A 25,961-nucleotide genomic window follows, 5' to 3' on the forward strand; every position below is an offset into this window, starting at 1 on the left:
GCCTTTTACCTTAAACCTTACTTAGCCTTCGGTTTATAAGTTTCCGGATTCACCGCCGTGGTCGTCCATCCCTTTAAAAACGAAGTGATTTTCTTTACATCATGTCCAACTTTCTTTTTACCATTGGCTGCTAATTCATCTGTTTCCAGGTAAGAGGAATTTTCGATATGCAATACTTTTCCTTTGCCGTCCAAAATCAAAAACACAGGAAAGCCAAAACGTTGAGGATATCCTAAGCTCGCTAAAACACTTTCGTTTTTATTTTCAGGACTGTAATTCACCAGAACGGTTTCAAAATTATCGTTAATATATTTTTTCAGCGTTGCTGTGCTGTCAACCAGATTATGAAAGGCAATACACCAGCTGCACCAGTTACCACCAACCTGTAACAAAACATGCTTATTTTCTTTGGCCGCTTTTGCAACCGCCGTCGCAATTTCGGTTTTAGCATCCGCTTGAGGGTTATAAATATGAACGCCTTCTTTTTTCGCCTGACTAGACGCCGCTGTCGAAATCAATACAGCAGTTAATAAAATGATTAATTTTTTCATGATTTTCGATGAATAATAATAGCAAATGTAATAAAGTCTAGTATTACAATAGATTATTCGCAAATTCTTTACAGAGACATGGAAAATGTGATAGGCAAAACGGATGATAGTCCATAGTCCATAGTCCATAGTCCATAGAATGGAACTGCATCGATGTGGAAGGTTTAGTTTAATCAATATCTTTACTTTATCCACCTTCCATTCTCCGTCCTCCATTTTTACCTATCTTTGTTTTTCAATGGATTTTTTAGACATACATACCCACAAAGTTGCCACCCAACCTGGGGTAATCGGCATTCAAAGTTTGTCGTTAACTAGCGATATCTTTTTAGCAATGCCTAAAACCAAGCCGATTTCTGTTGGGCTACATCCCTGGTTTGCTAAAATTGATCAACTCGAACTAGAGATGAAATACCTAAGTGTTGTGGCCAATCAAACAAACGTGAAACAGATTGGAGAGTGTGGTTTAGATAGGCTGAGGGGTGAAAACCTGGAAAATCAGACTATAATCCTAGAAAATCAGATCGAATTGGCAGAAAAAATCAATAAACCATTGATTTTACATTGTGTTAAATGTTTTTCAGAATTAATTGCAATTAAAGAACGATTAAAAGTTAAAGTACCGATGATTATCCATGGTTTCAACAAAAATGAGCAGCTTGGCCAGCAGCTACTGGATAAAGGTTTCCTTCTTTCCTTTGGAATAACTGCTTTAAAAGAAAATTCGGGCACAGCTAAGCTGATTCAAAGTACCGATCAATTTTTCCTGGAAACTGACGATTCTGATATCTCAATTGAAGAAATTTACCAAGCCGCAGCCAATTTAAAAAAATGTACAGTTGATGAGCTTAAAGCTCGTATTTTTGCAGACTGGAATAAATTGATTTTAAAGAATTAACCACAGATTAGCACAGACACACGCAGATAAATAACATTTGTGTTCGTCTTTTTCATCTATGGTAAATAGTAAATATATGTCTGATGTTACCTGGCTTTCGCGCTCTGCCCTCCTTGTTGGAAATGATGGAATAGATAAACTCCAATCGAAGCATGTTTTAGTGATCGGTTTGGGCGGAGTAGGTTCTTTTGCTGCCGAATTTATCTGCCGCTCAGGCGTTGGCGAAATGACCATTGTTGATGGAGACGTAGTTGACCCAACCAACCGGAACAGGCAGCTACCTGCTTTGGCGACCAATCATGGTGTAAGCAAAGCTGCAATCATGCAAGAGCGTTTATTAGCCATTAATCCTGAATTAAAACTCCATGTGGTAAACACTTTTCTTACCCCCGAGAAATGCAGGGAAATTTTAGAATCTGGCTTTGATTACATTATGGATTGCATTGACAGTGTAATGCCAAAAATCACTTTGTTGGGAACAGCCCTTGAAAAGAATATTCCTATTGTAAGCTCGATGGGTGCAGGTGGTAAAATGGACCCAACTAGATTAAGAATTACCATGCTTCCGGATACCTATCAATGCGTTTTTGCCAGTTACGTGCGTAAGAGGTTGAACAAACTTGCAAATGCCAGCAAAATAAAAGCTGTTTTCTCAACAGAAGAAATGGATAAAAATTCCATGATCATGACTGATGGAAGTAATTTCAAGCGTTCGGCTTATGGCACAGTTTCTTACCTACCTGCAGCATTTGGCGGTGCCTGCGCCTCGGTTGTAATCCGCGATCTGCTTGGTCTGCCAATCGAAATGGCTGAACGCCCTGCAAGGATTAGCCATAAAACACTCAATAAACGGAAAAGCAAAAAATCTTAATAGAGATAGAATTGTTGATATCATGATTTCGGGAAAATTTTAAATTGTTGTAAGTTTAAAATTCGAGAGAAATCATATTATGCCCCAACCCCTCAAAATTCTTCAGGCCTCCGCAGGTTCAGGTAAAACATTCAGTCTTACCGCTCATTACCTTACGCTGCTTTTTAGCGGAGAGAACAAATACCGCGAAATTTTAGCGGTAACCTTTACTAACAAGGCGACCGAAGAAATGAAAACGAGAATCCTGGAGGTGTTGCTCGGGCTGGCAAAGGGCAATCCATCGAAAAAAATCGAAGACTATCGGAAACTTATTCTGCTTGCCTATCCGATATTAAGCCCGCAGGAATTACAGTTTAAAGCGGATAAGATCTACCGAAAAATTTTGCACGATTACAGCCGTTTTTCGGTAAGCACGATAGATGGTTTTGTGCAAAAAGTAATCCGTGGTTTTGCATTCGAACTGGGTCTTAACGCAGATTATAATTTAGAAATGAATTATGACAAGGTTAAAGATGACCTTGTAAACAAACTGGACGAAGCTTTAGACCATAATAAACAGCTCTTACAATGGATAATCGATCTGGCTATCGAACGCATTAGCGACAATAAAAGCTGGAACTATAAATTCGAACTTTATAACTTAATTGGAGAGATATTTTCTGAACGTTTCCAGATTTTTGAAGATGCGGTAAGCACCCTTGGTTTAGAAAACGTCGACGAATTATTTAAAAAATACATCAGTGTTACCAAGGCTGAAATTAAAAATTTTGAAGAAGAGCTGGTTGCATTAGCAACCGAAGCTAATGAAGCCCTGAATGTAATCGGTGTAGAAACGGAGCACCTCAAAGGGAAATCGCGTAGTCCGCTGGCTAAGATTATTTTGGTGGCCAGGGGCGATTTTTCTAAAATTGAGCCGCTTTTCAATTTAATCGACGAACCAGATGAGTGGTTTCAAAAAAACGCAAATTTTCCAGAGGCTTACGATACGGTAAATCCGATCCTCCAGAAATTAAAAACGCATTATTTAGCACATTTACCAAATTACAGCCTGGCCATCGCTTTTAATAAAAATCTTTACTATTTAAGGTTGATGCAGGAAATTGCCGTACTATTAAAAGCGTACCGGGCTGAAAATGACAATCTGCTCATTAGCGATGCACAAAAACTGATCTCCGGTATTACCGAAGATGCAGGCGATAACCCTTCTTTTATCTGGGAAAAAGTTGGCAACCGCTACCGTAATTTCTTATTCGACGAATTTCAGGATACTTCTACCAGCCAATGGGGAAGTTTTAAATCGCTCTTAACAAATGCGATGGCCACGCCTAGCCAGGATCTGATCGATCATCTGATTGTTGGCGATACCAAACAATCTATTTACCGTTGGCGCAATGGAGATTGGAACATCCTGCATAAACACGCCAAGTTAGATGTTGGCGCAGAGAATGTATTGGAGGAAAGTTTGGAAGAAAATTATAGAAGTGCCGAGAACATCATCACCTTTAACAATTTCCTTTACAAGGCTATCCCATTAACCTTGCAGAACGAACTGAACGAAAATCTGACAAGCAAACCTGAAAGCATCTCTAAATGGTGGCAGGAACAGCATTACCAACAGATTATTACCGATATTTATAGTGGCTCAACCCAAAACTTTGCCACCAATACCTTAAAAGGCGGAACCATCAAAATTAAAAAGTTCGGCAAAGATCATGCACCAAATGAAGCGCGTTTTACTGAAACCGTTTTCAGGGACATTGCTTTAGACGATATTGTTGAAGAAATAAATTATCTCAAAAACCAGCAGCAATATGCCCTAAAGGATATTGCCATTTTAGTTCGTTCGAATAGTGAAGCCTTACTAACAGTTAAAAAATTAATGGGGCATAACTTACCGGTTTTATCAGGCGATGCTTTATTGATTTCGAGCAACTCGGCGATACAGCTCATCATCAACACTTTAAAAGTACTCATCGGTTTAGAATCGCAAACAGCATTGTACAAAGCGAATTGTATTGCGCTATACCATTCCTTGCACGAGAAAGAGATCGGCGCCAATTATTATTTAAACCTTAACAATAAGCCTTTAAACACACTCACCGAAGTTTTACCTGTAGCTTTGTGCGAGAACTGGCAAAGTTGGTTACAGCTTCCACTGCCAGAGCTGGTTGAGATTTTAATTGAAAGCTATGGATTAAAAAATCTCACCGCCAATTTACCCTATTTGTTGGCTTTTAGAGATTTAACCGCCTCTGCTGGCAAGCTTGGCGAAAAAGGTATTATTTCATTTTTAACCTGGTGGGAAGAAGATGGCATTAAAAAATCACTACCCTCACCAGAAGGTGCAGATGCCATACAGATCATCACCATACATAAATCTAAAGGACTGGCCTTTAGAGCTGTTTTTGTCCCGTTTTGCAACTGGGAGATTAAAGGCAAACCGAATGGTACTTTCTGGGTATCTTCAGAAGAAACCGTTTACAAGGAACTTAAGGGTATTCCTTTAAAATACAATGAAGCTTTGGCAGATTCGGCAATTGCGAAAGCATATTATGAGGAATTACTTTATAATAATATGGATGCGTTGAATATGCTTTATGTGGCTACCACACGTTCCAAAGATTATTTGTACATCGCCACAATGGCAAAAAAGGAATTGAAATTATCCAACATGGGCGATGTGATCAACTTTACTTTCGATGAGCAGTTTGATGAAAACGGAGTATATGAAATTGTTGATTATGTATCCGTTGAAAGCAAATCAGAGGATTCGAGTTTTATCGACTTAAATAGTTATCCAACCACAACCCGCTTATCAGAGTTATATATCCCATCAGAAGACAAACATTTAAAGCATTTGGTCAATATTGAAAAATCAGGAAGAAAAGGTTCGTTGTTACATGATATCCTGGCCAGTGCCAGTACCGAAAAAGAAGTGAATGATTATAGCACCAACCTGGTTTTGCAAGGCATTATCAAGGAAGAAGAAAAACAGAAATTAATCGATTCGGCACTTGAAGTATTAAACAATCCCGAACTTAAGGCCATTTTGGGTAAAGCGAGCGAAAGTATCGTAGAAAAAAATATTATTGATGCCCACGGTAAGCTTCATCGCCCAGACAGGGTGTTGATCAATACCGATGAAGTAATTATTCTCGATTATAAATTTACCTTGGAAGAAAGCGACAAACATATCGAGCAGGTAAATTGTTACAGAATACTGCTTTCAGAAATGGGTTATCAGAATATCAAAACCTATCTTTTCTACGCGGTTAAAGGCAAATTGAAATTAGTATAATATGTAATTAAAAAATAAAAAGCTTATGGAAAATCATTAAATCATCCATCTTAAACTAAAAACCCGTTTTAACAAATTAACATCTCATTGAAAAACTTTCTGCTCTCACTCTTATTAATCATCGTGGTTTACTGTAAGCCAGTTAGCGCACAAATCAACTGCAACATCAATGGTATTATTGCCGATTCTGCAAAAAAAACGATCAGCAATATCACTGTCAGGCTCTATTTTGGTAACGATTCATTAAATACCAGCACTAACGATAAGGGGTATTTTTCTTTTTCAAACATAAAGGTTGAAGAATTCACCCTAAAGGTAAGTGGCATAGGGTTTAAAACGTACCTGGCGAATTATAATATTAAGGCCGGCATGAAAGAAATAGATTTGGGCACCATTGTTTTGAAAGGTGGAGAAATCGCACTAGCCGATGTTATCATTAAAGCGAAGCCCGTTGCTATAAAATACAAGCAAGATACTGTTGAATACGATGCAAATGCTTTTCATGTACAGGAAGATGACCGGGTTACTGATCTTTTAAAACAGTTGCCAGGTGTAGAGGTAGATGAAGACGAGCATGTTACGGCTATGGGAAAAAGCATGACGAAACTCCGCGTTAACGGACAGGACTTTTTCACCAATGATGTTAAGGACTTTATATCAAAACTACCTGCTGGCATTGTGGCAAAAATACAGGTAATAGATGATTTTGGCGATCAGGCAAACTTTACAGGGATAAAAATTGGAGAATCGCAAAAAATGCTAAACATTCTAACCAAGCCCGGCATGGATAATGGTCAATTTGGAGGCCTATCCATTAATGGGGGCACAAATAAACAAATTGGAAGCCATGGCAATGCTAACTTATGGAATGGCTCGAAACAATCGAGTGCAGGCCTAGGTTATAATATCGGAGACAATGGAGCTGGGCTTTCTCAAAGTAGAAATATCGGAATAAGCCATAGCAACAAAATTGGAACCAATGCCCACTTTGGCCTGAATTATAATTACAATGGAGGCAACAACAATTCTAAAACCTTTCAGGCAGTAGAAACCGTTAATTCTTTAGGAAAATTAAATAGCCAGCTAGAAAACACCAATTACGCTGCAAACAATGGACAGAGTTTGGGTTTAAATTTTAATCAAAGAACAAAAAAGATCTATTTATCAAGTTCGATCAACGTCAATTATAACAACAATGATTCGCGTACAGGTTCATTAAATTATCAAACGGGTTTTAGCAGACAGGACTTTAAAAACAATGCCAATAACAATAGTAATTCTCCCTCACTGCGTGCCAGTTTAAATTTTTCAAGGAAGTTCAAGAAAAATACTTTATCAGGAAATTTTTCCGTATCAACATCGTCAAACCGATCTGATCAAAATATCATAACCAATACTTTATATTATGATGCAAATGGCACTTTAGAAAAGGACTCTTTACTTAACCGAAGTGTGTACAACAGCAACAACAGTAAACAATTTGGTTTTGGGTTGAGTTATGCACTCATGCTTAAACAAGATTCGCTAGCAACAAAAAGTATTTCTTTCGATTATAATGGCAGCGTGAATATCACACAGAGCGATCTTCAAACTTATGTACTCAATCCATTATCAATGGCCTCAGTTAAAGTAGATTCCTTAGGTGTATTCACCAATAATTCAACCATCAATCAGTCGCTTAATCTTTCGTACTATCAATCAGGGAAGAAAAACAGGATAACGGGTGGATTAAATATCAGGCCAAATCTGGTCCGGAATAATTATCCGGAACTTAATAGCAATTTTAACAACACCTATATCAACTTTTCCCCAATATTTCACTATTCCAGAAGTATAACCCAATCAAAATCAATATCTGTTAATTATAATGGACAAAACAGTAACCCATCCATTTCACAGATGCAACCGGTTAGGAATACTCAAAACTTACAGAACATTGTGATTGGAAACCCTAATCTGAAATCATCTTTTAGCCATTCTATTTCTGCTAATTTTAATTACTTCGGAAAAAAATCGAATTTCTCTTTCCAAAGTGGGCTAGGTTTCAGCACAACCAGTAACGAAGTTGTTAACAATATTATCATCATTCCCGATACTTTGGGTGCATTTAAACAAGAAACCCGTTTTGAAAATGTAAATGGGAACTATAACGCAAACCTTAACTATAACTTAAATATTCCTTTTAAATCACGTAAATATGTAATCAGTTTCAATGGAACTGCAGGCAATTCAAAAAAAACGGCCATAATCAATAATAATAGAACCTTTAATAAAGGCTTTAATTTTTCTCAGAATATCTCAGGCTCGTTTACCGTTAAGAAGTTCAACGCAAATATGGGCATGGGCTATTCGACGAGCACGAACAATGATAATAGTTTAGGAGAATTTTCCACTAATGGCCAAACCCCTTATAACTTACTGCTCAACACAGGCCAGTCTTTTTTTAAGACCAAAAATTTTAACAGTCGCTTTTCGACTTCCTTGAGGCTAAAAAACTTAAACCTGAGCTTTAACGCCAGCTATAATAATAGTAAGAACGATAACAACAATACAGCCCTCAATGTAAATACCAGAATACAATCGTTTAACTTTGGAGCATCGGGTAATGCAACAATATTTAAATCATATCATTTTACTATCAATGCAAATAAGAGAATTACAAAAGGGTATAGCCTAACCAACATTAACCCGCTCATGATCAATATTGGAGCCGAAAAATCTTTCTTAAAGAACAGAGCGTTAAATTGCAACATTAGCGTTAGCGATCTCCTTAACCAAGGGAACAACATTTCCCAGCGGGTACTAGGGAATTCCATAATAGAGAGTAGAACCAATCAGGTTATGCGCGTTGTGACTTTTGGATTGAATTATAATTTATCGACTTTTGGAGGTAAATCGTTCAGATTAAGAAAAGAATAAGTAAAAACAAAATATTTAGAAGGATGATCGCATTTTTACAGGAAGTTGCCGAAGATTTAGTCACCAGGTTTGGAAATCAGCTGGAAAACTGTGCCATTGTGTTTAATAACAAGCGTCCATCAGCCTATTTACAGAAACACTTTGCCGACATCATTGGTAAGCCTTTTTTCAGTCCCTCTTTTTTCACCATCCAAGAATTTTTCGCCAGTTCTACCAGTTATAAGATAGCCGATTTTTATCTCCAGTTTTTTACTTTACACCGTATTTATAACCAACTGCTTGCCGAAGAGCAATTGGAAGGCATTTCGAGCCATAAGTTTTTTCCCTTGGCCAAAATTATCCTAAGTGACTTTAACCAGATTGATGCCGATCTGGTCGATGCAGAAAAATTGTATCGCGATCTGGAAGATATTTCGGTTATCAATAAGGATTTCGATTATTTAAGTCCCGAGCAGTACGAATTTCTCTCCCAGTTCTGGACTTCCTATTCTGAAGGAAAACACAAAAAACAGCAGGAACTGTTCATCAAGATGTGGCGCAGGATGCCCAAGCTTTACCATAAATTCCACTCAATGCTTAAGGAACAGGGATATTTAACCAATGGCTCTGTTTATCGCCATCTGGCCGATGACATTACCAATCACCAGGAATTTATTTCGAATTTTGATAAGGGCAAGATCATTTTTGTAGGTTTTAATGCTTTGAGCAGTGCCGAAGCCAAAATATTTACCAAGCTACAAGAAGCTGACAAAGCATTGTTTTATTTTGATACTGATACTTATTATTTAGATGATATATCGCAGGAAGCCGGTTTGTTTTTGCGAAAAAACATTAATCAGCTTGGCCTAAAAAATGTGTTTGCTGAACAGGAAAGTTTAATAAAATCAGCAAAGCATCAAGTAAATGTTTTCAAAGTTCAGGGGCAATCGGCACAGGCCAAAATCCTGAATAATATTTTAGAAGAAGATTATACAGATACTGAAACTATTGGCAAAACAGTGGTGGTTTTGGCAGATGAGAGTTTGTTGATTCCAACTTTACAAACGATTCCAACTACATTTAATGGAAAAGAAATCGATCTTAATGTAACGATGGGGTTTGCGCTGTCAACCTCAAGCATTTTTGGTTTGGTCGATTTATGGCTGGGCAGTCAGTTGGAGGTTTTACAGCGCGATAAAGTAAGCTACAAAAATGTAGAAGCTTTTTTAACCCATCCCTTAACAGGCCTTACCCAAAAAATGCGTGACAAAATTTTAACAGCATTACTGGAAGAAAACCAGGTGGAGATCGACCATAAACGCTTATTACGCCAAAGTGGGTTGTTTGAAACTTTTTATAAAAAAATCGATGATCCGCAGCATGTAGTCACCAATTTACTCGACGTATTGGATTATGTGTTAACAAGATTATCGAATGCAAAAACATTAAAAAAAATCGATGCAGAACTGTTTGTAAAAACCATTCAGGAGTTAAATAGACTGCACGATACTTTTAGCAACCATATCGGGAAAGAAGAAATACCTTTTGTAATTTATCTCGTTCAAAAATCGCTGCAAGCCATTGCGGTACCGCTTTCTGGCGATCCGCTGAATGGCATCCAGGTAATGGGATTGCTTGAAACCCGGAACTTAAATTTCGACAAAGTGGTGATTTTAGGTTTTAATGAAGGTATTATTCCAAAATCTTCCATCGGTAATAGTTTTATTCCTGATTCCATACGTCGTGTTTATGGCCTTCCGGTTCTCGAAAATCTTGATGCCATTTCATCTTACATGGTATACCGTCTATTACAGAGAGCAAAGAATATCAATTTTGTCTATAATAGCTTAACAGACGAATCTACTTCGGGCGAACCCAGCAGAATCTTAAAACAGCTCGAGTACGAAAGTGGTTTCGATTTTGCTTATAATGAGCTTAATCTGGAGGTAAAAACCGAGCCCTTTAAGGAAGTAAAAATCGAGAAAACCAATAATGCCTTTATCCAGGAAACACTTCAGAAATACCTCGATAAAAAGAAGGTGCTTTCGCCATCGGCACTTACGCAATACATCTCCAACCCGATAGACTTCTTTTTCAATTACATTGCAGGCATTAAAGAGCCTAAAGAGATCAGTGCCGTGGTAGAAGCCAACGAAATCGGCTCGATTTTACACAAAGTGATGGAGTATTTTTACGAGGATTTAAGGTCGGCTGAAATTACTGCAGAGCGGATTAAAGAAAAGCGGAAACAGATTCCCACTTTAATACAAAAAGGTTTTAATGCTGTGATGTTTAAAAATCCAGATACAGTGATGGAATATAAGGGGATGCAAAAGGTAATTTTATCAATTGTCGATGCTTATGTAAACATCATATTAAATCAGGACGAAGCACAAACACCATTTACAATCATCAGTCTTGAGCAAAAAGTAGAAGCTGAAATCAGCTTCCCGCTTAAAGACAGGGAAGCCAGCATCAAAATATTCGGTTTTATAGACCGTGTTGATGTAAAAGACGGGGTAACAAAAATTATTGATTACAAAACCGGAAGTGATAAGCTGACCTTTAAAGATATACCTGAACTGTTCAACTCAGACGGCAAACATATTAACAAAGCTTTAATCCAAACTTTATTGTACACCTATGCTTATGAACAGTTTTCGGGCAAAAGCTTTGTCGAACCTAATTTATACGTGGTAAAAACCATGAGTGTCGATGGCGTTTGGTTTAAATCAGGCAGACAAAATCTATCAGGAGCTTATTTAGAAGAAATTAAACCCGAATTTCTTGCCGAGTTAAGAAAAAAACTGACCGAACTTTTCGAAGCTCCTTATTTTGTAGCCAGCGCTGTTGAGGATAATTACAAATATTCTATTTATAAAACGCTGTTTGGGAAATAGTTTCAACCGCAAAGAAATAAAGTAAATCGCAAAGCGCGCCAGGTGCTTAGTAAAATAACCACAGAGCACACAAAGTAAGCCGCAGCGTACTCAAATCTGGATTGAAAAATATCAACTTCGTGTCCGAGAAAATCTCCGTGTACGCTGTGGTAACAAAACTTTGTGTCCTTTGTGAAAAACTTTGCGCGCTTTGCGGTTAATCTCTTAAATTTAAAAATGCTAACCTTAAATTTCACAAAATTCCCTATCCTCGAAACCGAACGTTTAATCCTTCGTGAACACGATCTTGCCGATGCCGAAACCCTTTTTGCCATGCGTACCAATGAAACGGTAATGAAATATATTGACAGAGAAAGGCCAAAAGATATTTTTGAGATCAAAGATTTTATCTCCCGTTTTAGAAATGGCTACGAAAATGGCGATAACCTGGCTTGGGTAATTGCCTTAAAAGAAACCCCTGAACAAATGATCGGATCCGTAGGTTATTGGCGCACTGATTTTGCTAACCACAGGGCTGAAATTGGTTACATGCTCCATCCCGATTATTGGAGAAAGGGGATTATCTCCGAGGCATTAAAGAGATCAATTGCATTTGGCTTTGAAGACGTTAATTTACATACCATCAGCGCTAATATTAATGTAGAAAATGATGCTTCAAGGCAGATGCTGATCAAACATGGTTTTGTAAAAGAAGCACATTTTAAGCAAGATTATTATTTTAGGGGCAAGTTTCTTGATAGCGAGATTTATGGACTGTTAAATCCAAATCATTAAATTTAGATAATAATCCCAACTAACTGCTTTAAGCCTTGTTCTTAAAAATTAAAATATGCCCTAGGGATGAACCAGTTTTGCTATTTTAAATCATAGCAGTAATATTATTCATTTTGAAGAAAAAATTTCGAAAAAAGCATAAGCTTTGATACAATAAGCTAACCAAAAACACAATCGCCCAATATTATTTCTTCTTTTAGCAGATAAACAAAAAATACAGCATCAAAAAGCCTGAATAATTAGGCAGATTACCTATAATTATTACAAAACATAGGCATTTTAGCCTTTGGTTTCAAAGCGATTAATAATTATATTTGCCACCGTTATTAAAATTTACAATGAGAGAAATCCAATTTAGAGAAGCACTACGCGAAGCCATGAGCGAAGAAATGCGTAAAGATGACCGCGTTTTTTTATTAGGTGAAGAAGTAGCAGAATATAACGGTGCGTACAAAGTAAGTCAGGGTATGCTTGATGAGTTTGGTGCGAAACGCATTATCGATACCCCGATTGCCGAACTAGGTTTCGCAGGTATTGCAACTGGTGCAGCAACAGCAGGCCTTATTCCAATTGTGGAATTTATGACCTTTAACTTCTCATTAGTAGCTATCGATCAGATTATCAACGGTGCTGCAAAAATTTTATCAATGAGTGGTGGTCAGTTCTCATGCCCTATGGTTTTCCGCGGCCCAACAGGTAACGCCGGTCAATTAGGTGCACAACACTCTCAAAACTTCGAAAACTGGTTTGCAAATACGCCAGGATTAAAAGTGGTAGTTCCGGCTACTCCTTACGATGCAAAAGGATTATTAAAGCAATCAATAATAGATCAGGATCCGGTTATCTTCATGGAGTCTGAAGTAATGTACGGCGATAAAGGCGATGTTCCTGCAGAAGAATACTATATCGAATTAGGAAAAGCAAACGTAACCAAACAAGGTACTGATGTAACCATCGTAACCTTCGGTAAAATGTTAACTCGCGTTGTAAACCCGGCTGTAGAAGAATTAACTAAAGAAGGAATCAATGTTGAAGTGATCGATTTACGTACTGTACGTCCTATCGATTATGATACCATTATCGCTTCTGTTAAGAAAACAAACCGTTTGGTTGTTGTAGAAGAAGCATGGCCTTTAGCATCTCTTTCTGGAGAGATTGCTTTCATGGTACAAAAACATGCATTCGATTATTTAGATGCACCGGTTTTACGTATCACTTGTGCAGACGTTCCACTTCCATATTCACCAACTTTAATCGCAGCAAGCTTACCAAATGCTGAGCGTGTGGTTAAAGCAGTAAAAGAAGTAATGTACGTTAAAAAGTAATTACAAATTGTTAGTCTGAGCTTAGTCGAAGACCAAAAGATATAAATCCTCCAAAGCAATTTGGGGGATTTTTTTATTCCCCTCTTTCAGGGCAACATCCAAATGTGCTTTACATTGCCAACTATTACACAAACACGATATCTAGGTCAGCGAATAGATTTTTAAGAAATTTTGTAAATTCAGCTTACAAAACCACCGATCATGGAACAGCCCAAACCAGAAAACATTGATCAATACATTGCTAATTTCCCAATAGAAACGCAAAAGCTATTACAGCAAATCCGCGAAACTATACACAAAGCCATACCGGAAGCCAAAGAAGTAATCAGTTATGGGATGCCCGCCTTTAAACAAAACACGGTGCTGGTTTATTTTGCGGGCTATGCTAAACACATTGGCTTTTATCCAACCGGCTCGGGCATTGAAGCATTTAAAGAAGAATTTGCTCAGTATAAATGGAGTAAGGGAGCTGTTCAGTTTCCTTTAGACAAGCCTTTACCCCTAGATCTGATTGCCAGAATCACCAGGTTTAAAGCAGAAAGGGATTTGGAGAAAGTGAAAAAGAAGAAATCATAATAGCTCTGGTTTCCTATCTGGGGAAAATGGAACTGTAGATTATGGAATACAGTTCAAAAAAGCATCCGTTTAGTAAAATCTTACTAAATAGACGCCGACCAGATGAAAAAAATACTTTTACTCATAATCATCTTTATTTCTACCAAATCATTTTGCCAGAAAGCAACAGTTGTAGAAATTGAAACACTCTCGAAACCAGCAAAACTGATTCCTGTTGTTCCTAATCAGGAAATACTTAAAGTTTTGAAAGCAGATGTAGAAAGAAACGTCGAAAACCTACCCGACAGTTTAGTTTATTATGGTGAACACCCTTTTTTGACCGGTATTTTAAACTCTTACATCGATCACAGACCGTTTGTGATCTCGCCTGATATTTTCTGGTTATTGATTAGTCAGGGTTTTGCAAGGCATATTACTCAAAATGCAGAAGAATTAAGGTCGCAGATGGTAAACTTTGAGGGCAGAAAAACCTTGACTATTATTTCAGATAAAATCCAACTTGGCAATCCCCAATCCGATTGGGCTTCAATTTTCCCGCAGTTTAACGAGCAGATTAACGATTATACCGGCAAAAAATTGGTGGGCATTTTAACTTCCGATTTTAGCACCACCACCCCCACTGCAAAAATTGTGAGCCAGGTTACAATTATGGAAACGGTAAAATCTTATTTCGAGTTTAAAGTGATTATTATTGGCTGCGGCATTCCAAAAATAACCATCGAGGGCACCACTCAGGACTGGAAAAAATTATTAGAAAAGACCAAATACCTTTCCAAATATAAATTAGAGTGGTGGACAAATGAACTCGTCCCGATTATCGAAGAAATCATAGCAGCAAAAAAAGGAAAAGTGAATAAAGATTTCTGGATGAATATGGTAAAATACCATACCGAAAAGAAATATGGAACGGTAAACACAATAGACGGATGGATTGTAAAGTTCTTTCCTTATACTAAAGAAGGAAATACAACAGGTTTAAAACCAATTACCAGTATAAACAATCTGGCTTCGGAGATTGTAAAAGTTCGTTTTATTCTGGAAGACGCGCAAGCTCATACAAAACATAACATGGAAATCTGGGCGGGCTTTATCGGTTTATCCCAAAACAACAAAGATTTTACCATGAGACCGGAAATGAGCTGGGCTGTTGTAAATAAAGATAGTGCACCATCCGAAACCTCTGTTTTCAGCAATAAAACCCATGCCGACGATCTCTCAATGAGCAACATTAGCGAAATTCCAAAAGAGCTGTATACATTAAAAAGCATAGGCACCCTAAGAATCAAGTTCACCAAAAATATTGTCATTCCTGATGAACTGGGTAAAATTCAAATCAGGAGATTAGAACTTACCGGACAGATTACAGATACTGAAAAACAAAGGCTTGCAAAAATGTTCCCCAACAACTGGCTGATTATAAATGGAAAAATGATCGAACATTGATAAATAACCGTTGCTTTTTTCAAAAACTTACTCACAAATTTCGGTGGAAAACTTCATTCTAAAAATCATTAAATCCCGCAAATCCTGATTAGCTTTGCTCCCTTTAATTTTTACCTTTAGGATATGTTAACCCACCATAAAATAATTGCAGCCGAATTAAAAGTTGCAGAAAAACAAGTAACAGCAACCATAAATCTCTTAGATGAAGGCGCAACTGTACCCTTTATTTCGCGTTACCGTAAAGAAGCCACAGGCAGTTTAGATGAGGTTGAAGTAGCCGCAATCCGTGATCGGGTTTTGCAGCTGCGCGATTTAGATAAGCGCCGGGAAGCGATTTTAAAATCGATGACCGAGCTTGGCAAGTTAACACCCGAACTGGAAAAAAAAATCAACGAAGCAGAAACCATTTCACTTTTAGAAGACATTTACCTGCCATTTAAACCTAAGCGTAAAACACGTGCATCGGTAGCAAAAGAGAAAGGTTTAGAGCCTTTGGCCCTGCAGATATTTGAGCAGAATGCTTTTGATCTAGAGGCATCAGCAGATAAATTCATCGATGTTGAGAAGGGAGTAAATTCACTTGACGAAGCTTTAGCAGGCGCAAGGGATATTATTGCTGAAATGATTTCTGAAAATGTGGAGGCGCGGACCAAAATGCGTACTTATTTTCAGGAAAAAGCTGTTTTTAAATCAGAAGTGATCAAAGGAAAAGAAGAAGAAGGCATTAAATATAAAGATTACTTTGAATGGAGCGAGCCGGTTAAAACAGCTGCATCACACCGTGTTCTGGCTATGCGCCGTGGTGAGAAGGAACTGATTTTGAGATTAGACGCCCTTCCACCAGCAGAAGATGCCATTGCCATTTTAGAGAACCAGTTTATTTTAGGTAATAACGCCGCTTCAAAACAAGTTCAGCAGGCTTTAGAAGATGGCTATAAACGTTTATTGGAACCAGCCATGGAAACCGAACTCCGTGTATTTACCAAACAAAAAGCGGATGAAGAAGCTATCCGGGTTTTTGCCGAAAATGCACGTCAATTATTATTGGCAGCCCCAATGGGACAAAAAAATGTACTGGCTATCGATCCGGGTTTCCGTACGGGCTGCAAAGTGGTTTGTTTAGATAAACAAGGTCAACTGTTAGAGAATACAGCCATTTATCCCCATACCGGACAAGGGAATGTAAAAAATGCCGAATTTACGATCCAACAGCTTTGTGAAAAACATAATGTTGAAGCCATTGCCATTGGTAACGGTACCGCAGGGCGAGAAACTGAAGCTTTTGTTCGTGCGTTAAATTTACCGCACGTCACCATTGTAATGGTTAACGAAAGTGGCGCTTCGATTTATTCAGCATCAGAAGCGGCCAGAGAAGAATTCCCTACGCAGGATATTACCGTACGTGGAGCAGTTTCAATCGGTCGCCGTTTAATGGATCCGTTGGCTGAGCTGGTAAAAATCGATCCAAAATCTATCGGCGTTGGCCAGTACCAACATGATGTTGATCAGAATAAACTACAAGCAAGTTTAGATGATACAGTAATCAGTGCTGTAAATGCTGTTGGTGTAGAATTAAACACGGCCTCAAAACAGATCTTAGCCTATGTTTCGGGCTTGGGTCCGACTTTAGCACAGAATATTGTAGAATACAGAAATACGCATGGAGCATTTAAAAACCGTGAAAGCTTGAAAAAAGTACCTCGTTTGGGCGATAAAGCGTATGAGCAGGCAGCAGGTTTCTTACGCATCCGCAATGCAGAAAATGTTTTGGATACGAGTGGTGTTCACCCTGAGCGTTATGCCGTAGTAGATAAAATGGCGAAAGATCTTGGCACTACTGTTTCTGCCTTAATGAAAGATACACAACTGCAAAAGCAGATTAAACCACAGCAATACGTAACCGATGAAATTGGCTTACCAACATTAACGGATATTTTAAAAGAGCTTGCAAAACCTGGCCGCGATCCACGTGAACAATTTGAAGCTTTTAGTTTTACAGATGGTGTAAATGAGATTTCAGATTTAAGAGTGGGTATGAAGCTCCCTGGAATTGTAACCAACATCACCAATTTCGGCGCCTTTGTCGATATCGGCGTACACCAGGATGGTTTGGTTCACACCAGTCAGCTGGCTAACCGTTTTGTGGCTAATCCAAACGATGTGGTTAAAGTACATCAAAAGGTCGAAGTTACGGTTATGGAAGTTGATGCTACCCGTAAAAGGATTTCACTATCGATGAAAACTGAAGCCAGTCCGAAGGCGGAAGTCCGTAGTCGGGAGACTAAGGAACATAAACCGAAACAAGAATATAAACAAAATAACAGCAAGCCTAATTTCAAGCCCCGCAATGAGCCAAAAGATGCTGATGGCGATTTACAGGAAAAATTAGCAAAGTTGAAAGGGATGTTTAAATAAAATCATCATTGTCCTACTGAGCCTGTTGAAGTATTTTAGGAGTCTTCGACAGGCTCAGACTGACATAAATCGATTATACATTTTCAAACTTGTCTTTAAACTCCAATCTTTTCTTCGGTAAGCTTTCAGGATAATTTGTTTGAATAAACGAAATCATAGCTTCCCTCACATGGCAGCGCAAATCGAAAGCCCTTGAAGAATTAGAAGCACTCATCAGAAATCGGACTTCGATGGCGCCATCTTTTGTACTATCGGTAACCTGTACCACATTTACGCGTTTGTCCCAAAGTGGATTAGCATTCAATAACCTGGTTAATTCTTGTCGCAATGGTTCAATCGGGATGGTATAGTCAAGATATAAGAAAACCGTTCCGAGCAGATCGGCAGAAACACGGGTCCAGTTTTGAAAAGGCTTTTCAATAAAATAGGTAATCGGCAAAATTAACCGCCGCTGATCCCAGATATTAACCACTACATAGGTTAAAGTAATTTCTTCTACCTTACCCCATTCACCCTCCACAATCAAAACATCGTCAATCCTTATGGGTTGGGTAAAGGCGATCTGAAAACCGGCCAATAAATTGCCGAGCGACTTCTGCGCTGCAAAGCCTATAATAATTCCGCCGATGCCAACCCCGGTAAGCAGCCCTGCTCCGATTTTACGCATACTTTCAAAACTCAATAAAATAATAGCAGCAGTAATTAAAATAATAAGCGAAACTATAAACTTCCGAACAAACTGCAACTGCGTTCTGATCTTACGTTCTTTTAGGTTATTTTCTTTGTTTAGATCATATTTCAGGTAGAAATAATCTTCCAAAACATTGATCGTCCTAACCAAAATCAATGCAAAAGTAATCGTCAGGGCAATTTCTAATATTTTCGTTATTGGAAGACGATATGTTGGCGCCATCTCCATCAGCGTTAACGAAAAATTAAGGAGCAACAGGGGAATAAAAATAGCTACAGGTCTCCTCAAATGCTTTACTGTCGATTTTATAATGATAAAATCCCACCAACGCGAAAGCAGGATGAAAGTTTTGTGAATGATAAACTTGATTAAAACACCAAGAGATACCGCTATTACCCCTATAATGAGGTTCTTAAAAAACAAAGGGATTGGATAACCGAAAATCTGGTCGATATACTGCATAAACGAAATTTGTGGTTAATAAATACGGTGATCAGCCAATGGATATTCTTATAACAGCTATATTTTTGGATTGTTTGCCAACAGGAAACCAAGAGCCGCAAATAAATTATTTACATTAGCTTTTTGTATATCTTCAAAAAAGAAAAGATGGATTTTTTCGATGCCAAAAGTATATTTTTCACGGTTCTTGAATATAAAATGAGCTATCTGGAATTCTTCGCGGTAATTACGGGGATTATTTCAGTTATTCTTTCAGCAAAAGCCAGCGTTTGGAGCTGGCCCGCTGGCATTGTTAATGTATTCTTATCGGCCTTTTTATATTACCAAAACCAGCTTTACCCCGATATGTTTTTGATGGCTTTCTTTTTTATAACCAATATTATGGGCTGGTGGCGATGGACAAATCCAAAACCAGAAGAAGAAGACAAAAACAAAGAACTTAAAATTAGTTTTATGCCTGTAAGACAGTTTTTAACCTTATTGGCTATAGGTATTGTTGGCACATTGCTGATGGGTACCTTAGCCAGTCAGCTCCACAATTGGCTTCCGTTACTCTTCAACCTGCCAAGTGCCTATCCTTTTGTCGATTCATTTATTTTTGTAATGAGTGTAATTACCACTTTTCTAATGATCCAGAAAAGGATAGAATGTTGGATTATCTGGCTGCTCATCGATGTAGTGGCTACTTACCTATACTTTTTAAAAGGCATCAAGTTTATGGGGGTAGAGTATTTAATTTTTACCATCATTGCTGCTTTTGCATTGTGGCATTGGATAAAAGAATACAGAAACTATTCAAAAACTGCATGAAAAGAGGATTAGTGATTGGCAAGTTTATGCCTATTCATAATGGGCATATTGCACTTATTGATTTTGCTGCATCACATTGCGATGAGCTGATTGTATCAATGAGTTTTACTCCTGACGACAAGATTGATCCGGTTTTACGTTTTGAATGGATCAAGGAAATTTTTAAAGATCAAATCAACATCAAACCGGCCATTATTGCTGATGATTTTGATGATGAAACCCTACCATTGGATGAAAGGACAAATACTTGGGCGATCAGGATGCGGGAGGCATATCCAAAAATTAATATTCTTTTTAGCTCCGAGTTTTATGGAGCACCATTTGCATTTAACCTACAAGCCGAACACATCTTATTTGACGAGCCGAGAAAATCTATTCCCGTTTCGGCAACACTAATCAGAAACCATCCGTTTCAATATTGGGAATTTATCCCAAAACAAGTCCGGCCATATTTTGTAAAGAAGATTTGTTTCTACGGACCAGAAAGCACAGGAAAATCGACCATGGCCGAAAAAATGGCTATGCATTATCAAACTACCTTCGTTCCGGAAGTTGCGCGCGAATTAATTACCTCGAACGATATTACTGTTGATGACATTATCAAAATCGGGACAGCACAAACCGAAAGGGTAAAAGAAAAAATCAATAGCGCCAATAAGATTGTTTTTTGCGATACCGATTTAATTACTACAAAAATATACTCGCGATATTATTTAAATGAGATTCCGGATATCCTAAACGATCTTGAAAATGAAATCAAATACGATTTATATTTCCTGTTAGATATTGATGTAGAATGGGTAGCCGATCATCTCCGTGATTTTGGAGACAGGCGGCTGGAGATGTTTAATCTATTTAAGGATGAGCTCGAAAAACGTGGAATAAACTACATTCAGATCAGTGGTAATTATAGAGAGCGGGAAGAAAAGATCAAAAAGATTATAGATTCAATTTTGGTTTAAAGAATCTATTTTTTGTATCTTCAAGATAAATCCAAAAATGATATGACAGCTAAACAATTGCTTCCTATCATCCCTGACAATATTGTAGTTAATAAAATTTATGAGCTAAGAGGTTTTAAAGTGATGCTAGATAGCGACCTCGCAGAGCTTTATGGTGTAGAAACTAAGGTTTTAAATCAAAGTATCCGCCGAAACATAGAACGTTTCCCAAATGATTTCATGTTCCAAGTAACCAGTGAAGAATGGGAATTTTTGAGGTCACAATCTGTGACCTCAAAAGGCAAAAGAGGTGGAAGAACCTATTTACCCAATGTTTTTACCGAACATGGCATATTAATGCTCTCGAGTGTATTAAATAGCAAGCAAGCGATTCAGGTGAATATTCAAATTGTAAGGATTTTCTCGCGCATACGCCAATTCATTATTGATAGCGGCGAACTCAAACTTGAAATCGAAGAGATTAAACAAAAAGTAAGTAATCAGGATAAAAACATCGAATTGGTTTTTACCTATTTGGATAAACTCATCGATAAGAAAATTGGGCCGAGAAAAAGAATTGGCTATATGCCTGATGATTTGTGATTTTAATGAATATTTAAAAAATCTTGAAGTCGCAATTTGCGACTTCAAGATTTGATTCAGGAAATTGGCGCCATAAATTTAACCATTAATAGCACCACCCTACCTGAATTTTCTAAACGGGATTGCAGCGATATCCTTTTTTTGTTTTTTGCCTTGACAAATTAATAGCACTGAGGCAAGAAATTTGTCAAAACTTAAAAAAACAAAAAAGATTTAGCGAAAAGCCCGACTGGAACCACCCAAATAATTTCTGGCTTTGCTTTCCACAACCTCAAAAAAGATACGGTCTATTAGATGCTGAAATAAATTCAGTATGACGATCGCGAGGTAAAACGCAAAACTTTTTTCAATCAACTATTTGATAATAAAAGTATTCTATCTATCTTTGCAGTCCCAAATTTAATGGGAATAATAAATTGTTTAATAAATTAAATACAAGCAAGTGAATACGTTAAGTTACAAAACTGTCTCGGCCAATGCGAAAACTGTTAACAAACAGTGGATTGTTGTTGATGCGCAAGGCGAGATTTTGGGGCGCTTGTCATCGAAGATCGCTATGATCATCCGTGGTAAAAACAAGCCTGAGTACACCCCACACGTAGACTGCGGAGATAACGTTATCGTTATTAATGCAGACAAGGTTAAATTGACAGGAAACAAATTCAGCGAAAAGCAATATGTTTCTTATACTGGTTATCCAGGTGGTCAACGTTTTATTTCTCCTAAGGAGTTAATGGCGAAACACCCTCAACGTGTAATCGAGAAAGCGGTACGTGGTATGTTACCGAAAACTAAATTGGGTAAAAAATTATACACCAATCTTTTTGTGTATGCTGGTGAAACTCACCCTCATGCAGCTCAATCTCCAAAAACCATTAAACTTTAAGAAATGTCAGTTACTAACACTTCAGGAAGAAGAAAAACAGCTGTTGCACGTATCTACTTAAAAGATGGTGCTGGCGCAATTACCGTTAACGGTAAAGATCACAAAGTATATTTCCCAACTTTACCATTGCAATATATCGTAAACCAAAGTTTAGAAGTTTCTGAGCTTGTAGGTCGTTATGATATCACTGTAAATGTACAAGGTGGTGGAGTAAAGGGACAAGCAGAAGCTGTTCGTTTAGCTATTGCTAAAGCGATTGTTGAACTAGATGCGGAGAAAAAACCTGCATTACGTGCTAAAGGCCTAATGACGCGTGATATGCGTATGGTTGAGCGTAAGAAACCAGGACGTGCTAAAGCTCGTAAGAAATTCCAATTCAGTAAACGTTAATCACAGAGGCAAAGACAATGGCAAGAACAACTTATCAAGACTTATTGGATGCAGGTGTACACTTTGGTCACCTTACCCGTAAATGGAATCCAAAAATGGCTCCTTACATTTTCATGGAGCGTAATGGAATTCACATTATAGATTTAAATAAAACTTTAACAAAAACTGAAGAAGCTGCGGCTGCGATTAAACAAATCGTAAAATCAGGACGTAAAGTATTATTTGTTTCAACAAAAAAACAAGCAAAAGGAATCGTAGCTGAACAAGCTAAAAAAGTAAACATGCCTTTCGTAACCGAGCGTTGGTTAGGTGGTATGTTAACTAACTTTGCTACTGTTCGCAAGTCAATCAAAAAGATGTCTAACATCGATAAAATGACTAAAGACGGTACTTATTCGATCTTATCTAAAAAAGAGCGTTTAATGATTCAACGTGAGCGTATTAAATTAGAATCACTTTTAGGTGGTATCGCTGATTTAAACCGTTTACCTGCAGCATTATTCTTAATTGATGTTAAGAAAGAACACATTGCAGTTACTGAAGCGTTAAAATTAAACATCCCTACTTTTGCGATGGTTGATACTAACTCTGATCCTTCTAACATCGATTTCCCTATCCCGGCGAATGATGATGCTACAAAATCAATCTCTTTAATTACTGATGTAATTATCAAAGCTATTGAAGAAGGTTTAGATGAGCGTAAACGCGAAAAAGATGATGAGGCTGAAAAAGAAGCAGTAGCTGCTAAAGCTGCGGCTGATGCTCCAGAAGCAAAAGAGCCAAGACGTAAAAAAGCTGCTGAGGCAGAAGTTGAAGCGTCTGCATCAGAAGAAACTAAAACAGAAGAATAGTAATATTTTTTAATTGCAGGTTACTGGTTTCAGGTTTTAAGTTGGCTTAACATGAGTTTAACTTGGCGCTTGTAACTTGTAACCTGTAATTGTTATAACAAGATTGTAAATTTAAAAAAGGAAATAAAATGTCTACAGTACAAATTACTGCCGCTGATGTAAATAAACTACGCCAACAAACTGGCGCTGGTATGATGGATTGCAAAAAAGCATTATTAGAAGCTAATGGCGATTTCGAAGCTGCTGTTGATTTATTGCGCAAAAAAGGTCAAAAAGTATCTGCCGCTCGTTCTGGCAATGCTACTTCTGAAGGTCTGGTATCAATCAATGTTTCAGCGGATGGCACAAATGGTAAATTAGTTGCTTTAGCTTGTGAAACTGAGCCTGTTTCTAAAGTTGAAGATTTCCGTAACCTAGCTCAAGCTGTTTTAGCTGCTGCAGTTGCCAACAATCCTGCTACTACTGAAGAATTATCAGCAATTACTTTGGAAGATGGACGTACAGTTGCCGAAACGATAACTGAACTAACCGGTAAAATCGGAGAGAAAATCGTTATTCAAGAGTATGCAAATATATCTGGCGAGAAAATCGTTTCTTATATCCACTCTAATGGTAAAATGGGTGTTTTAGTAGTATTTGAAGGCGCTAATGGTGCAGATATTACTGAAGCTGGTAAAGATGTTGCTATGCAAATTGCTGCAATGAACCCAGTTGCTGTTGATAAAGACGGTGTTGATCCTGCTACTATTGAACGTGAAATCGAGATTGCTAAAGACGTGATCCGTCAAGAAGGCAAACCAGAAGAAATGGTTGAGAAAATTGCTGCTGGTAAATTGAACAAATTCTACAAAGACAGTACTTTATTAAACCAGGAGTTTGTTAAAGATAGCTCTATTGATGTTCGCAAATTTTTAGATAACACTTCTAAAGGTTTAACAGTAACAGCTTTCAAACGTGTACAATTAGGTGCATAAGCATTTCTAAAATAACAAAAAGCTCCCGACTTAACATTGGGAGCTTTTTTTATGCCTTATATTCCAATAATTTCCCCATCATCTCGACTGAAACGTAGTGAAATGGAGAGATCTATCTAGATGGATTTCTCGACTGCGTTGCACTCCGCTCGAAATGACGATCAGTTGTGCTATCCTACTTCTTAAGTGCAGTATAGCTGCCTACTTCCTTGCCCGAATCATCGAGCATACTCGCAACTAATTTATTTTTATCAGCTTTTATTTTGGTAATTGTTCTTGTTCCTGTCCTTGGCCCGCCACCAATAATTAAGGGATAATGATTTAATGCTTTATCGGGTTGGTGCACCATGTACTTATGGGTATGGCCACTTAAAACCAAATCTACTTTACCTTGATTCAACAATGGCTCAAATAGTTCAGTGCAATGTTTTGGCCCGTGTGCATCGCCCGAAAAGCGTGGCGGGATATGCATTAACACAACTCTAAATGGTGCTTTTTTAAATTCCTTTGAGTTTATTTCTGTTTTCAACCATTCAGCCTGCTGAACTCTGTAATCGTCAAAATCTACAATACCCGCGTATACTGGATGTGCATCTTCTTTATCTTCACCAGTATCTAAAATTACAAAGCGAACAGGACCTAAGGTAAAAGATGCATGGCCAACATGCATGTAATACTGCGGAAATTCTCGTGCAAATTTACCACGTGTTTCGTGATTGCCCCTTACGTAGATAAAAGGTGTATGCTTCGCGAAATTATCTACACAGGGCTGCAGCATATGTTCGATAATCTGTTTTTCATCTGTTTGATAATCGAAGATGTCTCCATTAAAGAAAATAAAGTCTTGCTTCTTATCTGGAACCAGCGCTAACAATTGAGGGATTGATTCCGGGCGATCGTGCGTATCATTCATCATTAAGAATGAAACCTCTTCTTTCGCCTGGTCGGCATTCACAAATTCTTCAACAGCACTACTTACCGTTACACCATAAGTTAATTTATAGGGCTGGAAGTCTTTAATTTCCTTCGAAACAATTTTATAATAATACTTTGTTCCTGGTTTTAAATTCTTGAGCGTTACGGCATTTAACTTACTATTAGCCTGCATCAAACCCAATTCAGCCTTTCCATAAGCTTTTTGGCTCAACTGATCGGTCTGCTCTCCAAATTCTACCCAGCCTGCAGCATTTTTATTGGTTAACCAAAGAATGGTCATCTCGTTACTGAAATTGGTTTGGAGATAAGGGCCAACTGCTATTTTAAATTCATCGTCTCCAAGGGGTACGCCTGCAATGGCTGCAGATGGCGCTACTAAGGTAGCAGCACCTAAAGTTAGTCCGGCCTTTAAAAAACTTCTCCTATTTGCCTGATTTTCATTCATTTGGTTATTTTATCTTATTAACC

Annotated in this window: 20 protein-coding genes; 17 read left to right on the forward strand and 3 right to left on the reverse strand. The window is 37.8% G+C overall.

The genetic code is table 11. From position 1 onward, the window contains the following. Positions 1–17 precede the first annotated feature (17 nt). Positions 18–551 carry a thioredoxin family protein gene (locus tag ACN9MR_RS20955; RefSeq protein WP_426326464.1) on the reverse strand — a complete coding sequence of 178 codons (534 nt, stop codon included), beginning with the start codon at positions 549–551 and terminating at the stop codon, positions 18–20. 238 nt (positions 552–789) lie between these two features. Between ACN9MR_RS20955 and ACN9MR_RS20960 the strand changes: the two genes are divergently transcribed. The 10 genes from ACN9MR_RS20960 to ACN9MR_RS21005 all read left to right on the forward strand — a co-directional run bounded on the left by ACN9MR_RS20960 (position 790) and on the right by ACN9MR_RS21005 (position 17,949). Beyond that, positions 790–1,449: a TatD family hydrolase gene (locus ACN9MR_RS20960; RefSeq protein WP_426326465.1), complete on the forward strand. Its 660-nt coding sequence runs from the start codon at positions 790–792 to the stop codon at positions 1,447–1,449. A 58-nt stretch (positions 1,450–1,507) separates the two neighbouring features. Next, a complete protein-coding gene (locus tag ACN9MR_RS20965; protein WP_426326466.1) occupies positions 1,508–2,320 on the forward strand; it encodes a tRNA threonylcarbamoyladenosine dehydratase in 813 nt (270 codons plus the stop codon). Between the two features lie 79 nt (positions 2,321–2,399). Beyond that, positions 2,400–5,618, forward strand: a complete 3,219-nt coding sequence (locus ACN9MR_RS20970) for a UvrD-helicase domain-containing protein (RefSeq protein ID WP_426326467.1) — start codon at positions 2,400–2,402, stop codon at positions 5,616–5,618. 87 nt (positions 5,619–5,705) lie between these two features. Next, complete coding sequence (locus tag ACN9MR_RS20975; RefSeq protein ID WP_426326468.1) at positions 5,706–8,537, forward strand: TonB-dependent receptor; 2,832 nt, start codon at positions 5,706–5,708, stop codon at positions 8,535–8,537. 23 nt (positions 8,538–8,560) lie between these two features. Continuing rightward, positions 8,561–11,416 (forward strand): PD-(D/E)XK nuclease family protein, encoded by a 2,856-nt coding sequence (locus ACN9MR_RS20980; RefSeq protein ID WP_426326469.1) that lies wholly within the window; start codon positions 8,561–8,563, stop codon positions 11,414–11,416. A gap of 216 nt (positions 11,417–11,632) precedes the next feature. Continuing rightward, positions 11,633–12,190: a GNAT family N-acetyltransferase gene (locus tag ACN9MR_RS20985; RefSeq protein ID WP_426326470.1), complete on the forward strand. Its 558-nt coding sequence runs from the start codon at positions 11,633–11,635 to the stop codon at positions 12,188–12,190. A 338-nt stretch (positions 12,191–12,528) separates the two neighbouring features. Beyond that, positions 12,529–13,515, forward strand: a complete 987-nt coding sequence (locus ACN9MR_RS20990; protein WP_029275017.1) for a pyruvate dehydrogenase complex E1 component subunit beta — start codon at positions 12,529–12,531, stop codon at positions 13,513–13,515. A gap of 201 nt (positions 13,516–13,716) precedes the next feature. Then, entirely contained in the window at positions 13,717–14,091 is a 375-nt protein-coding gene (locus ACN9MR_RS20995) for an iron chaperone (RefSeq protein WP_426326471.1), read from the forward strand. Positions 14,092–14,193: 102 nt separating this feature from the next. After that, entirely contained in the window at positions 14,194–15,534 is a 1,341-nt protein-coding gene (locus ACN9MR_RS21000; protein WP_426326472.1) for a DUF4419 domain-containing protein, read from the forward strand. A gap of 123 nt (positions 15,535–15,657) precedes the next feature. After that, the gene (locus ACN9MR_RS21005) at positions 15,658–17,949 is read left to right on the forward strand and encodes a Tex family protein (protein ID WP_426326473.1); all 2,292 of its coding nucleotides are present in this window, start codon (positions 15,658–15,660) and stop codon (positions 17,947–17,949) included. Between the two features lie 73 nt (positions 17,950–18,022). Here the strand turns inward: ACN9MR_RS21005 and ACN9MR_RS21010 are convergent, their stop codons facing one another. Beyond that, positions 18,023–19,102 carry a mechanosensitive ion channel family protein gene (locus ACN9MR_RS21010; protein ID WP_426326474.1) on the reverse strand — a complete coding sequence of 360 codons (1,080 nt, stop codon included), beginning with the start codon at positions 19,100–19,102 and terminating at the stop codon, positions 18,023–18,025. 147 nt (positions 19,103–19,249) lie between these two features. Between ACN9MR_RS21010 and pnuC the strand changes: the two genes are divergently transcribed. The 7 genes from pnuC to tsf all read left to right on the forward strand — a co-directional run bounded on the left by pnuC (position 19,250) and on the right by tsf (position 24,557). After that, positions 19,250–19,912, forward strand: a complete 663-nt coding sequence (pnuC, locus tag ACN9MR_RS21015; RefSeq protein WP_426326475.1) for a nicotinamide riboside transporter PnuC — start codon at positions 19,250–19,252, stop codon at positions 19,910–19,912. Next, the gene (locus ACN9MR_RS21020) at positions 19,909–20,874 is read left to right on the forward strand and encodes an AAA family ATPase (protein WP_426326476.1); all 966 of its coding nucleotides are present in this window, start codon (positions 19,909–19,911) and stop codon (positions 20,872–20,874) included. The genes pnuC and ACN9MR_RS21020 overlap by 4 nt, the downstream gene beginning before the upstream one ends. Before the next feature lie 42 nt (positions 20,875–20,916). Beyond that, a complete protein-coding gene (locus ACN9MR_RS21025) occupies positions 20,917–21,456 on the forward strand; it encodes an ORF6N domain-containing protein (RefSeq protein ID WP_426326477.1) in 540 nt (179 codons plus the stop codon). A 442-nt stretch (positions 21,457–21,898) separates the two neighbouring features. Next, complete coding sequence (rplM, locus tag ACN9MR_RS21030; protein WP_010602007.1) at positions 21,899–22,342, forward strand: 50S ribosomal protein L13; 444 nt, start codon at positions 21,899–21,901, stop codon at positions 22,340–22,342. A gap of 3 nt (positions 22,343–22,345) precedes the next feature. Beyond that, positions 22,346–22,732: a 30S ribosomal protein S9 gene (gene rpsI / locus ACN9MR_RS21035; protein ID WP_029279076.1), complete on the forward strand. Its 387-nt coding sequence runs from the start codon at positions 22,346–22,348 to the stop codon at positions 22,730–22,732. A 17-nt stretch (positions 22,733–22,749) separates the two neighbouring features. After that, positions 22,750–23,583 carry a 30S ribosomal protein S2 gene (gene rpsB / locus ACN9MR_RS21040; protein ID WP_057931874.1) on the forward strand — a complete coding sequence of 278 codons (834 nt, stop codon included), beginning with the start codon at positions 22,750–22,752 and terminating at the stop codon, positions 23,581–23,583. A 128-nt stretch (positions 23,584–23,711) separates the two neighbouring features. Next, the gene (tsf, locus tag ACN9MR_RS21045; protein ID WP_426326478.1) at positions 23,712–24,557 is read left to right on the forward strand and encodes a translation elongation factor Ts; all 846 of its coding nucleotides are present in this window, start codon (positions 23,712–23,714) and stop codon (positions 24,555–24,557) included. Between the two features lie 175 nt (positions 24,558–24,732). Here the strand turns inward: tsf and ACN9MR_RS21050 are convergent, their stop codons facing one another. Beyond that, complete coding sequence (locus tag ACN9MR_RS21050; RefSeq protein WP_426326479.1) at positions 24,733–25,938, reverse strand: metallophosphoesterase; 1,206 nt, start codon at positions 25,936–25,938, stop codon at positions 24,733–24,735. Between the last annotated feature and the right edge of the window lie 23 nt (positions 25,939–25,961).

Source organism: Pedobacter sp. R-06, from assembly GCF_049913135.1.
Lineage (GTDB): Bacteria > Bacteroidota > Bacteroidia > Sphingobacteriales > Sphingobacteriaceae > Pedobacter.